This is a genomic window from Thiohalocapsa sp. ML1 (assembly GCF_001469165.1).
GTDB lineage: Bacteria > Pseudomonadota > Gammaproteobacteria > Chromatiales > Chromatiaceae > Thiohalocapsa.
In genome coordinates this window covers 54,370-67,267 of sequence record NZ_JABX01000036.1, presented here as the reverse complement: position 1 = coordinate 67,267, position 12,898 = coordinate 54,370, and the positions used below count along the sequence as shown (strand labels likewise).

Genomic DNA, 12,898 nt, shown 5'->3' with positions numbered 1-12,898 from the left:
CGGCGGCGGGCACGGAGCAGGCGCGCCTGAGCGGCCATGGCGGCAAGGTCTGGTCGGTGGCCTGGGACCCGGCGGGGGCGCTGCTCGCGAGCGCCGGGGACGACGGCACCGTGCGGCTCTGGGATGCGGCGGCGGGCACCGAGCTGGCGCGCCTGAGCGGCCATAACGGCCGGGTCTTGTCGGTGGCCTGGGACCCGGCGGGGGCGCGGCTCGCGAGCGCCGGGTCCGATGGCACCGTGCGGTTGTGGGATGCGGTCGCGGGCACTGAGCAGGCGCGCCTGAGCGGCCATGAGGCTGGGTTGGTTGCTTGGGGCTTGTTCGGTGCGCTCGTGTGGTTGGCCTCGGACCCGTGGGGGTTGTTTGGTGGGGTCTTGTCGGTGGCCTGGGACCCGGCGGGGGCGCGGCTCGCGAGCGCCGGGTCCGATGGCACGGTGCGGCTGTGGGATGCGGCGGCGGGCACCGAGCTGGCGCGCCTGAGCGGCCATGACGGCTCGGTCCGGTCAGTGGCCTGGGACCCGGCCGGGGCGCGGCTCGCGAGCGCCGGACACGACGGCACGGTGCGGCTGTGGGACGCGGCGGCGGGCGCCGAGCTGGCGCGCCTGAGCGGCCATGGCGGCTCGCTCCGGTCGGTGGCCTGGGACCCGGCCGGGGCGCGGCTCGCGAGCGCTGGGCAGCGCGACGGCACGGTGCGGCTGTGGGATGCCGCCGGCGGCGATCTGCTGGGCTGGTTCGTGACCCGCGGCGAGCAATGGATCGGTTGCCTGCGGAGCACCGGGGGCCTTCGGTGTCGCCGCCATGACGACGGCTCGCTGGTCTTCCGCCGCCCCGGCACGCCGCGGCTGGAGCCCCTGCCGCTCCCGCGCCGCGCCGCGCTGGCGACGCTGGAGGCCGCAGCCGCGGCCGATCTCCGGCAGCCGGTGGCGGTGCCGAACGGCGTGCTCGCGGAGATCAAGGTGCAGGTCCGCAACCCCGGCACGGAGCCGGTGTACTGGATTCAACTGGTGCCGGGGCAGCCGACGCGGGACGGCTTCGTGCTCTGGCCCTCGCCGGCCCTGCCGAAGCTGGGCGCGGGCGCCTCCGAGACCCTGGTGGCCCGGGTCTCCTACGCGCCGCGCTATGACCCTGACCGCGGCCATCCGGCCGGCGCCGAGGCGCGGCTGGACTTCGCGGTGCGGATGGACCAGGGTGAGCCGATCCCGCTCCAGGTGCAGGTGGAGGGGCAGGTGCCAGAGCTGGCCATTACCGAGGGACCGACCAAGAGTCCGGAAAGCCGCACGTTGAACCTGCGCCTGCGCAACAACGGCGGCCAAGCCCTCCGGGACGCCCGGGTCCGCGCGACCCTGACCGGACTCGCCGCGCCGGCGGATACCCTGGAACTGGACACGGTCGAAGTTGCAGAGGTACCGGCCGGCGACAGCATCCCGCTGGCTTTCGCGATCCGTGACCGCATCGCGGTTGCCTTCGGTCTAAGCAGTCCCGTCAAGCTCGGGCCCGACACCCGCCTGACCCTGACCGTCGACGACACGGTCTGGCCCGTGCACCGCTGGACCTTCCGGGACCTGCCCATCGCGATCCTGGCCCCGCCGACACAGCAGGCCGCCCTACCCGTCCCGGCGCTGCCGCTGTTGGCGCTCGTCGCCGGGCTCACGGCGCTCGGGCTCTTCTTTGTGCGCGAGTTCACCCATCCCCTCACCCGCCGGCTGGCCGCGGAGCCGGCGGCGCTGGCGGGCCTGGGGCTCGGCACCCTGCCCCGCGCCAAGCGGCTGCTCAGCAGCACGCGCCGGCTGAAGGGGCTGCTCGCCGGCGCCGGCATCCATCGGGACTGGCTGGAGCGGGCGCTGGCCTTCGACGGGTTGAGCGCCGAGGCGCGGGTGCGCTGGCTCGCGGGTCGCTTGGCCGCACACTGGCAGCGCCGCGAGGGCCTGGGCGACGGCGCGCGGATGGCGCGGTTCGACCTCACCCTGCCGGAGGACTTTCCGCTGAACCTGGTGGACGGCCTCTGCCCGGTGGCGCTGCCGCCGGCGGACTGGGGCGATGAGCAGGTGCTGGACGCGCTGCGGCCGGTGGGCGAGCGGGTCTGCCTGCTGCTGGGCGCCAATCCCGAGCAGCGCGCGCGGCTGTCGCGCCGCTGCCGCTCCGAGGGCAACTGGTGGGTGGCACCGGACGACGGCGAGCTGTCGGCGCTGCTGCTGGCGCCGCAGCCGCTGGAGGCGCTGTCCCGGCTCATCGCCGACTACGTGAAGGTCGCCCGCATCTCGCCCTACCAGACCGGCGGCGGCGTGCAGAAGGAGGCCGTCTTCTTCGGCCGCGACCAGCTCCTGAGCCACATCCAGCACCGCGAGCCGGCCAATTACCTGCTGGTGGGCGGGCGCCAGCTCGGCAAGTCCAGCCTGCTGCTGGCACTTCAAAGGCGCTATGCGAAGGACCCCGCGGTGGACTGCCGCTATGCCTCGCTGGGGCTGGACCCGATCCCGCAGCTCGCGCTGGCGCTGGGGCTGCCGGTGGACACGGGCGTGCAACGGGTGCTGAAGGCCGTCGGCGACGTGGCGCCCGGCCGGCGCCGGCTGCTGCTGCTGGACGAGGCGGATGTCTTCGTCGCCCGGGACGCGGCGGGCGTGCTCGGGGAGGCTCGCGGCGCGCCCTACGCCTGCCTGAACGCGTTCCGCTCCTACAGCGACGCGGGGCGCTGCCACTTCATCCTGGCCGGCTTCTGGCAGCTCTACCGCAGCGCGAGCCTGGAGTATCACTCGCCCATCAAGAACTTCGCCGAGACGCTGACCGTCGGCGCGCTGGAGCCGGACGCCTGCCGGGCGCTGATCCGGGAGCCGCTGGCGGCGCTGAACCTGCGCCTGGCCGCGGACGCGCTGGTGGAGCGCATGGTGGCCGCCACCGGCCGGCGCGCGAACCTGATCGCGATCCTGTGCAACGAGATGCTGAAGGAGACGAGGCTCGCGACCCGCACCTTGGGCGAGGCCGACCTCGAACGGGCCATGGACAGCCGGGCGCTGCGCAGCGCCCTGGATGCCTGGTCGGAGCTGACCACGGACCCGGCCGCGGCGCGGCTGGACCGGATCATCTGTTATGCGCTGGTGGAGCGGGAGGACTTCAGCTTTGCGGAGGTGCTGGATGTGTTGGATGGCATCGGGGCGGGGGCGGTCTGCGCAGCGGACATCGGGGTCGCGGCGGTCCGCACAGCGGACCCTACGCGAGCGCCGGCGAGCCCGGAGGCGATCAAGGCGTCGCTGACGCGGCTCGAGATCGCCTTCATCATCGGCCGCTCCGACGGGCGGTACTTCTGGCAGGTGCCCTTGTGGCGCGAGCAGGTGCAGGCAGAGGAGCCGGCGCGTCTGCTCGCGGCGGAGCTGGGTTGAATCGGCGGGCGGGCGCGGGCGCCGAGGCTTGGTCGGCCCAAGCCGGGATACCGCCGAGCCGCCCGAAGCTCCGGTTGCGCACTTGTAATCGGTTGATTACGATCCAGCTCAATGTTCACCATCAAGCAAACGCTGGCGTTCTCGGCCTGGCTGCGGAACATCAAGGACGACTTGACCACAAGGAATTAAGCATGAGCGAAAGAATCCGCATCGCCGATCTGCCCGAGCTCGATGTCACCGAGTACCTGGACGACGATCAAGCGATCGCCGAGTATCTGACGGTCGTGCTGGAAGAAGACGACCCCGCCGCCCTGGCGCAGGCGCTCGGTACCGTCGACCGCGCTCGCGGCATGACAGAGATCGCGAAGGCGACGGGCTTGGCGCGCGAGGCGCTCTACCAGGCGTTGCGCCCCGAGTCGCAACCGCGCTTCGACACCATCAACCGCGTTTGTCATGCCTTGGGCGTGAAGCTGGTGGCGCAACCGTTGCGCGTTGCCGAGGGCGAAACGGATTAGGTTCCCCCCTAAGCGCCGCGATCGGCCCCGCGGGCATAGACAAACTGCCCCATTGCGCCGGCGCAGGAAGGGCCCTTGATCAGAAACGGTGCAGCCCCCCTCGTCTCCCGGCGGCGCACTACCGCAGATGCGCGCCCCAGCACCCCGGAATGCGCGCGCCTGCACCACCCCACGACGCCCGTCAGCCGCGCTGAACGTTGTTGACCACACATCGCGCCCCCGCTATCGTCATCTCCCGAGCCAACCTGGACGCTCCGTGTGGCTGGGGGTTTCCTATCCGTCAATTGCCACGACCATAGCCCGACTATAAGATTGCGCGCAGTTCAGTCGGACCTTATAAGACGTCGCGAGATTGAGAGAATGAACGTATACACAGAGGTTTACAATAAATGTCGGCAACTTTGCCAAGTCAAAGCCCTCGCCGCGGACTGGAAGGACATAGAGAGCGGCCTCAAGTCTCTGCTGGAAGCCAATGGCCCGTCGGTTGCGGATGCGGACGTGTTGGACAAACTCCGAGAAAGAGTCGATAGCGCCGCGAGTTGGACCCTGTTTCGGAGTAATGCACGGGCCGAAGCGATAGTGGCCGGCGCCCAACCAGGCAAAAACGGATTTCAAGACCGCGCGGCGCTGCTCAAGTCCATGTACCATTTCTATCTGGTATCAAAAGCGGGCGGCCAAAGCATATGGGTCGTTGATCACCCGACGGCCTATGGGAAATGGGTATTCGATGTTCTCAGCGGCAAATCCGCTGACAGCTTAAAAGTTGATTTGAAAGACGAGCTGGAAGTCTTCGGCGGCGGCAACCGCAAGATGATGTCCGAATCCGTGCAATTGGCGAGAAAATGGAGTGCAGACGTCGAAGTGGCATTGGGCGGCAGGAAAGACGACGTGCGGGCCAAGGTCGAGCGTTGGTTTCTCGACGGCAGCAGCGGCGATTTGGATGTGACCATCGCCAAGCTGGCCGCGGGATTCCGCAAGATCACCGCAAGTTGCAACTCCAATGCCGTGATTTTTGCCGATCGCCCGCACCTGCGCGCCAGTGGTGATTATGATTCCACCTTTGCCTCGGTCAACGCCGGCGACAGTATGCCGGTCATTTACATCTACCAGCTTTTCCTGAAAACCGGCCGGCGAGACTGGTTCGGCAACATTCCCAAGTTATGGCTATGCGCCTTGACGGTGATTCACGAGCTGTCGCACAAACTCGTCTCGACCGACGACATCAAATACGACTACGAGGGACTCAAGCCCGGACCAGGATTCACCAGCGACCAAGCCCTCAAGAACGCGGATAGCTGGGCTTATTTCGCTGCCGACGTCGTGGGCGCCCTGTCCAAAGGCACCCTGAACAATACCCTGGTGTAATCGTATTTGCGGCGCGGAAGCCTGCAAGCATGCATAAAGCTCTTATTATTCTTGCTATTCCCTGGTTTTTGAGCGCGAGCGAGGCCGTTGAGCCGCCCTCGAACCAGGGCGTAATGGCCAACGAGGTAAAAGCGATGGAAAAACCCAAGCGCAGAGGCTTTATTGCCGATCCAGTCTCGAAAGGCGGTATTCGTTACGAGGTGTTGCGCGGCGCCCGCGCCCGCGGGTTCGAGCAAAACGGCGGCATCATCGCCGCGATAGACGAATCCACGGGCGAAGAGAAGTGGACCCTGGTCGTCTACGAAACGCAATACGATCCGGACGAAGAGAAAGACGTTCAGGACGTGCTCATCAAGAAAATGAATTTGTCCTGGTGGGGCAGCAAGCTCATTGTGACCAACGAGCGTGAAGAGGTTTACGATGTCGATCTGAAGACGCAGCAGGTCAGCAAACGCTAACCCACTCTATCCGCGACCTGTAGCTCGGAGGCTCTGCCTCACTAGATTGCTTGGCGGTGCCGAATGTTTGCAGATGAGTCAAGTTCCGAGCGGGGCGTCGGGATCGCTATCGAAATCGAACCGAGTGCCAACCGATTCCGATAGCGATAGCGAGGAGCACGACTCGTCGGTCTGAGGCGAAGCCTCGTTAGTGCTTCGCTACCCGAATCCCGAGACCGGAGTTTCGTCGTTGTCGAGGGGACTGGAGCGTTGACCTCCAGGTCAACACGGCGCCAGAGCGGGATGCAATGCACTGGTGTCGCGACTGGGGAGCCGACCGGGAGGTCGGCTCTCCGGCCCGGCTCCAGCTCGGCGACGGGCGGGGTGCTTCGCTGCCGAGTCTTCGCCGGGCCTTGATCGTTATCCCGGCCCGCGCCGCGGGCTCCGCACGTAGCCAGGGCTTCCAGCCCTGGTGGCGTCAGGCCAGGATGGCCTGACTACGCAGTCGGCGCGACCGCGTGGCCGGAGTTATGATCAAGGCCCTTCGCCGTTCCCGCGCATCACTGCCCCGGGGCGCAAAGCGCCCTTTGAGGCGCGACCGCGGGAGCGGTGTCGCGCAATGGATGAACAGACAGCCGCCGCCGGCGCGCTGGGCCAGTATCAGCGCACCCACCCGCCTGCAATTGTCGCCCGTCGGGAACGGGCGACGTGGCTCCGGGCGTTCCGGTCAGGAGACCGGCACGCCTAGAGCCCGGCGCTTGGGAGACGCGAAAGTCCAAAAAATGTCGTATGTGAAAAAATCGATGTCGGCGATTATCGTTGCATATTTAAAGCGGCACTTTTAATTGGCAATGATGATACCTCGCGCCATTGGCTCAAAGATCGAAGCTGCCCTGGCAAGCCAGGCCGCGGTCGCCCTCATCGGCCCGCGCCAGGTCGGCAACACCACACTCGCCCACGAGATCGCCACCTACATCGACCTGCTGGTGGACCTGCTTCTGGTGCGCCGACTACCGCCGTTTCGAGTCCAGCGCATAGCCCCGGCGGATGCCCATGCCCGAGCTCTCCCTAAGCACACTGACCGTGGCGATCGGTTCCATGATCGCCGACCGCGAGCAGTTGCTCGCACGCATTGCGTCGGAGCCGCCCGAGGTGGACGAGGCGGAACCCCTGTCCGAGGCGGTAATGGATATCGACCGCGCGCTGGGCGAAAACGCCGATGTATACGAACGCCAGCGCCAGGGCAATCGAACCTATCCGGCGTACGAGACGCTGATCGCGGGGATGCAGCGGGCCTAGCCTGCGAGTCGGACGGGCGTCGGCGCATCCCGGGCGGGGCGATTCGACGAACGGCCAGCGGATCGCTCGACTGTATGGCGCGCGACAGCCGCCGCCGCGGCGGCTAACATCTGCGCCGCCGGCAGTGGATTGCGCGCTTGCAGCGACGGCGCCCATCCAGCGCAGCGGCGCCAAATTCAGCCGCAAACGGCGTAGGCTGGTCGGGCTCTGACGTGAAAACCCTGCGCCGGCAATCGCCGACGCGATCGGCTTCGGCGCGCTCGCCGGCAGGGCAGGCCCCGATGCCACCGAAAACCCATGGAGGTTAAATCATGGCGGAAGCAAACAAGAGCGCAATCAAGCGGCTCCTGGCCGGGCTCACCAAGCAGACCGTGCTCTGGTCGGGCCTGACCATCGGTATCCCGGTGCTGATCGCGGCGCTCTGGATCGGCATCCTGTTCTGGATATGGGACAAGCCCGACATCAACCCGGGGTTCCAGGACAAGGCCAACGCCGACCTCAGCCGCGACAAGAAGGGCGCCCTGCTGGCGGAGGCCATCACGTATCAGTTTCGGCGCCGCCTGAACGACCAGGGCAACTGGGTTCCCAACGACCTGGTGATCTTCTTCGACCGCAACGCGGCCTGTGCGGCCGGCATCAAGGGTGAGCCCGGCGGCATCTGGTACATGACCACGGAGATCTTCGAGGTCTTCGCCGACCGCACCGCGCGCATCGGCGGCTCGTCCCAGGACGACCCGCGGCTCACCAACGCCGCCAAGAAGTTCAACTATGACCCGCGGCGCTGGGGCCTCTCCTGGCTCGGCGGGGCGGACTCCCGGCACGAGTACGAGCTCGGCTTCAAGGACTTCGACGATTATGTCAGCGACCTGCGCGCCGGCAACGCCGTAAGCAACGTGCGCTCGGACGATCTGGCGGCGCTGCTCACCGAGGTGGGTGGCCAGAACGGCGCCATGGACAAGATCTATTCGCGCCTGAACGACGCCGACACGGTGCCGCCCGAGCAGCGTCGCCAGCGGGTGTATTCGGCCATCTGCGCCTCGGCGGTGGCCGCCGACACGCTTGCGGCCGTGCGTTCCGCCTACGCGTCGGACTTCGAGGAGGACGCGCTGGTGGCGCTCGACGAGGCCATCAAAGAGCTGTACCGGGTGTCGCAGTTGTACCCGCCGATTGTCCTGAACGGCAAAGACGACAGCCTCTGGCTGGTCAACCATGCGCGCAACATCGCGGCCATCCTGTCCACGAGCTTCGACCCAATCCTCGACGCCGCCCGCTCGCTGCCGGGTGGTGACGTTGCCCGCTGACGGCGCAGGCCACCGCCTGATTGTCTGATCGTCACGGCGCTCCAGCGCCGTGACGCAGCCCGAGCCGCGCCAGCGCGGCGTGCCAGTCGCGGCTCCCGGCGGATCTTGGTCTCGGCGTCGCTATTTCACCTTCATACCGGGCTCGGCACCGGCATCCGGGCTGAGAATGAAGAGGTCCTTCCCGCCCGGCCCGGCGGCGAGCACCATGCCCTCGGACACGCCGAAGCGCATCTTGCGCGGTGCCAGATTCGCGACCATGACCGTGAGCCGCCCTTCGAGGTCCGCCGGGGCGTAGGCCTTGCTGATGCCGGCGAAGACGTTGCGGGTCTCGCCGCCTAGGTCCAGCGTCAGTTGCAGCAGCTTGTCGGCGCCCTCCACCGGCGCCGCCCGGGCGATGCGGGCGATGCGCAGATCGACCTTGGCAAAGGTCTCGAAGTCGATGGTGTCGGCGATGGGGTCTTTTGCAAGATGGTCAGTGGCTGCTGCCGCGCCTGCATCGGCGCCCTGCCCGCCCGCCGGCTGCCCGGCCGCGGCGAGGTCTTCCTTGGATGCCTCCAGCACCGCGGCCACCTGCGCCGGCTCCACGCGGACCATGAGCGGCTCGAACTTGGCGATGGCGTGATCGAGCAGCGGCGTGGCGAGGTCCGCCCAGGTCAGCGGCTCGATCTGCAAAAAGCGCTCGGCGGCCTCGGCGGTGCCGGGCAGGATGGGCTTGAGCCAGCCGATCAGGAGCCGGAACAGGTTCAGCCCTTCGGTGCAGATGCCCTGGAGCTTGGCGTCTTGGCCGTCCTGCTTGGCGACCACCCAGGGCGCCTGCTCGTCGATGTACTGATTCGCGCGGTCGGCGAGGGCCATGATCTCGCGCACGGCGCGGCTGAATTCGCGCCGCTCGTAGGCCTCCGCGATGGACTGCCCGGCGGCGACGAAGTCCTCGAACAGCGCGGGCTCGGGAAGCTCCGCCGCGAGCCGGCCGCCGGCGCGCTTGGTCAGGAAGCCCGCGGTGCGGCTCGCGATGTTGACCACTTTGCCCACCAGGTCCGCGTTCACGCGCGCCTGGAAGTCGTCCAGGCTGAGGTCGATGTCGTCCACCCCGGGGCCGAGCTTGGCCGCGAAGTAGTAGCGCAGGTACTCGGGATTCAGATGGTCCAGGTAGGTGCGCGCCTTGATGAAGGTGCCGCGGGACTTGGACATCTTCTGCCCGTCCACGGTCAGAAAGCCGTGGGCGAAGACGGCCGTCGGCGTGCGGAAGTCGGCACCGTGCAGCATCGCCGGCCAGAACAGGGCATGAAAATAGATGATGTCTTTGCCGATGAAGTGATACAGCTCGGCGGCACTGTCCTTGCCCCAAAAGGCGTCGAAGTCGAGCCCGGCGGCGCGCCCGCGCTCGCTCTCGCAGAGCTGCTTGAAGCTCGCCATGTAGCCGATGGGCGCATCCAGCCAGACGTAGAAGAACTTGCCGGGGTGGTCCGGGATCTCGAAGCCGAAATACGGCGCGTCGCGGGAGATGTCCCAACCCTTCAAGCCCGCGTCGAACCATTCATCGAGCTTGTTCGCCACCTGGGCCTGCAAGCCGCCGCCGCGGGTCCATTCGCGCAGCATCGGCTCGAAGTCGGCGAGCCGGAAGAACAGATGCTCGGACTCGCGCTGTTCCGGCACCGCACCCGAGACCACCGAGCGCGGGTTCTTCAGCTCCGCCGGCGAGTAGCTCGCCCCGCAGGCCTCGCAGTTGTCGCCGTACTGATCGGCCGCGCCGCACTTGGGGCACTCGCCTTTGATGAAGCGGTCCGGCAGGAACATCTGCTCGACCGGATCGAAGGCCTGCTCGATGGTGCGCGACTCGACATGGCCCTTGTCGCGGTTGCGCTCATAAATCAGCGTCGCGCAGTACCGGTTCTCTTCCGAATGGGTGGAGTGATAGTTGTCGAAGCCGATGCGGAAGGCGGCGAAATCGGCCTTGTGCTCTTGGGCGACCCGCGCGATGAGCGCCTCCGGCGTGATGCCCTCGGCGCGCGCCTTCAGCATGATCGGCGTGCCGTGGGCATCGTCCGCACAGACGTACCAGCAGTTCTGCCCGCGAAGCTTCTGGAAGCGCGCCCAGATGTCCGTCTGGATGTATTCCACGAGATGGCCGATGTGGATCGGCCCGTTGGCGTAGGGGAGCGCGCTGGTGATCAGGATGTCGCGGCGGGTGGTCTGGCTGGGGTCGGATGCGGTCATGGTGCGGTGCGCAGGGCTTGCAGATCGCCGGGCAACCGCGGAAAAGGTGGCCCGTGCAAAGCGGGCATTATCCGGGAAGGGTGGACGGCGGGGGAAGCGGCGGCGCGGTGGTGGCGGGGGCTTGCCGCAGCAGCGTTCTTTGACGGATTCCTTGAAGGCACCAACCGCGTGCCGACGAGTCGAGTTTGACGAGGACACCCGGGGGTTAAGGGCCGAGGGCCGAGGGAGCCCTCCGCGGCACTCCGGGCAAGCGGGGGCAGGAGCGGCGCGCCAACGCCGCTCGTGCGCCCGTCAGGGCCGCAGCTCTGTCCCCGGCTGTACCGTCGAGCCCGGAAGCTCCTCGAAGGCCGAGAACTCGGAGCGGTCGATGACGCCGTCGCCGTCCTGGTCTACCTGCCAGAACTCGTCCAGCAGGCCCTTGCGCCCGCCCGCCTCGCCCTTCGACAGCACGCCGTCGCCGCTGATGTCGAGCTCGTTGAAGCCCGGTGCGCCGATCTCGGGGCCGAGCCGCGGTGACGCAGCCGGCGGCAGCGAAGCACCCGGAGGCGGATCGAAGGTCTGGAAGGCGGCGAACTCCTCGCGGTCGATGAGGCCGTCGCGGTTGACATCGAAGCGCGCCCACTGTCCTGACAGCGGCGACCGGCCCTGGACCTCGGACGGGTCAAGCATCTGGTTGGTGTCGAGATCCATATCCTCGAAGCTCGGGGGTGCGTAGTAGACCCCCTCGCCGCGTTGCGCCTGGGCGCCGAGCGGCAGCAGCAGCGCTGCCGTGACGCTCGCGGCCACAAGAACTTCGCGATATTGCGTGTGCATGCTGTTTTCTCCGGTTGTCGGGCCGGCACCCTGGCGCCATCGCATCGAAGGCGCGGAGCCGACCGCACGCCGACGGCGCTCTGCGCAATCGGCTTCGGGGACGCCTGTTGCGTCCTGTTATCCCGGAAAAAGCATCGGCCGTGCCAGCAAGGGACGGCGCGGCGGGGCCGCAGGTGGCTTGTCGTGTGCGGCGCGGCGGCGGGGTCACCTGCCCCGCCGCTCGGGGCATCTGCCCCATCGCCCTCGGGCGCCGAGTCGGCGACCTTGGCCCTTGGCCCTTGGCCCTGTCCCCGCGCGCGCGATCGACGCAGAGCTTGACCCCAAAACGCTATGCCGGGCGACCGAACAGCCGAAAGTGGTTCTCCGCCGTCAGCTCCGCCACCGCCGGCACCGACAGGCCCCGCAACTCCGCGATCTTCTCGGCGACATGCGCCACGAAGCGGGGCTCGTTCTTCTTGCCGCGGTGCGGCACCGGTGCAAGATAGGGCGAGTCGGTCTCGATGAGCAGCCGGTCCTGCGGCACGCGCCGCGCGACGTCGCGCAGTGCCTCGGCGTTCTTGAATGTGATGATGCCGGAGAAGGAGATGTAGAAGCCTAGGTCCAGCGCCTGCCGCGCCATGTCCCAAGTCTCGGTGAAGCAGTGCATGACGCCGCCCGCGGCCTCGGCGCCGGCCTCGCGCATGACGGCGATGGTGTCCTCGCGGGCGTCCCGGGTGTGGATGATGAGCGGGAGCCCACTCTGCCGTGCGGCCTCGATATGCACGCGGAAGCGTTCGCGCTGCCAGTCGAGATCGCCGTCGTTGTAGTGATAATCGAGCCCGGTCTCGCCGATGGCGACGGCGCCGCTCGTTGCGGCCAGGCGCACCAGATCCTCGACGTCAGGGTCGCGGGCGCCCTGCTCGTTCGGGTGCACGCCGACGGAGATGGACACGTCCGGCTCGCCGGCGACCCGCGCGCGCATCGCCTCGAAGCCCTCCAAGTCGATGCAGACGCAGAGCATGTGGCCGACCCCGGCGGCGCGGATGGCGGCCATGAGGTCCGCAAAGCTGCCGCCGTAGGGCGTCAGGTCGACGCGGTCAAGGTGGCAGTGGGAGTCGATGAGCATGACTCAGGCGCCGTTGCTGGGATGTTTTGCTGATGACCGGGCGGCGCGCGTGCTTGCCCCGCCGGAGCCGGATCGGGCCACGGGGCGTCGGCGTGCCCGGCAGGATTTACATCGTATGGGTCGGACGCTCGGCTTCCAGGCTGCCGGCGAGGTATTCCTCGATTTTGCGCCGCGCGTCGCCCTTGTCCTGATCGCTGAACTGGATGCCGACGCCGATCTGGCGATTGCCCTCGGCACCGATGGGCGTGATCCAGACGACGTTGCCGGCCACCGGAATGCGCTCTTTCTCGTCCATCAGTTGCAGCAGCAGGAACAGCTCGTCACCCAGGCTGTAGCGCTTGCTGGTGGGGATGAAAAGCCCGCCATTGCGCACGAAGGGCATGTAGGCGGCGTACAACGCCACCTTGTCCTTAATGGCGAGGCTCAGGATGCGCTGGCGGCCGGCGGGAAGTGAATCGGGATCCATGCGTGGGGC

At 67.7% G+C, this 12,898-nt stretch carries 9 protein-coding genes and 1 pseudogene; 6 read left to right on the top strand and 4 right to left on the bottom strand.

The genetic code is table 11. The annotated features are described in order from the left end of the window. From ML01_RS19675 to ML01_RS19650, 6 genes and pseudogenes are all read left to right on the top strand, one after another. Positions 1-3,371, top strand: a pseudogene (locus ML01_RS19675) (hypothetical protein); the annotation flags it as partial. 92 nt (positions 3,372-3,463) lie between these two features. Then, the gene (locus tag ML01_RS19670; RefSeq protein WP_371258226.1) at positions 3,464-3,886 is read left to right on the top strand and encodes an addiction module antidote protein; all 423 of its coding nucleotides are present in this window, start codon (positions 3,464-3,466) and stop codon (positions 3,884-3,886) included. Between the two features lie 360 nt (positions 3,887-4,246). Next, on the top strand, positions 4,247-5,251 hold the full coding sequence (locus ML01_RS27670; protein ID WP_082674462.1) for a M35 family metallo-endopeptidase: 1,005 nt from the start codon (positions 4,247-4,249) through the stop codon (positions 5,249-5,251). 29 nt (positions 5,252-5,280) lie between these two features. Beyond that, positions 5,281-5,709, top strand: coding sequence for a hypothetical protein (locus ML01_RS19660; protein ID WP_156427865.1), 429 nt, complete (start codon positions 5,281-5,283; stop codon positions 5,707-5,709). Between the two features lie 1,032 nt (positions 5,710-6,741). After that, positions 6,742-6,987 (top strand): hypothetical protein, encoded by a 246-nt coding sequence (locus ML01_RS29070; protein WP_156427864.1) that lies wholly within the window; start codon positions 6,742-6,744, stop codon positions 6,985-6,987. Positions 6,988-7,298: 311 nt separating this feature from the next. Next, entirely contained in the window at positions 7,299-8,288 is a 990-nt protein-coding gene (locus tag ML01_RS19650) for a DUF2333 family protein (RefSeq protein WP_058557094.1), read from the top strand. Positions 8,289-8,408: 120 nt separating this feature from the next. Here the strand turns inward: ML01_RS19650 and metG are convergent, their stop codons facing one another. From metG to ML01_RS19630, 4 genes are all read right to left on the bottom strand, one after another. Next, the gene (gene metG / locus ML01_RS19645) at positions 8,409-10,505 is read right to left on the bottom strand and encodes a methionine--tRNA ligase (protein ID WP_058557093.1); all 2,097 of its coding nucleotides are present in this window, start codon (positions 10,503-10,505) and stop codon (positions 8,409-8,411) included. A 291-nt stretch (positions 10,506-10,796) separates the two neighbouring features. After that, positions 10,797-11,318: an EF-hand domain-containing protein gene (locus ML01_RS19640; protein ID WP_058557092.1), complete on the bottom strand. Its 522-nt coding sequence runs from the start codon at positions 11,316-11,318 to the stop codon at positions 10,797-10,799. 328 nt (positions 11,319-11,646) lie between these two features. Beyond that, positions 11,647-12,423, bottom strand: coding sequence for a TatD family hydrolase (locus ML01_RS19635; RefSeq protein WP_058557091.1), 777 nt, complete (start codon positions 12,421-12,423; stop codon positions 11,647-11,649). A 106-nt stretch (positions 12,424-12,529) separates the two neighbouring features. After that, positions 12,530-12,889, bottom strand: a complete 360-nt coding sequence (locus ML01_RS19630) for a PilZ domain-containing protein (RefSeq protein WP_058557090.1) — start codon at positions 12,887-12,889, stop codon at positions 12,530-12,532. Positions 12,890-12,898 lie beyond the last annotated feature (9 nt).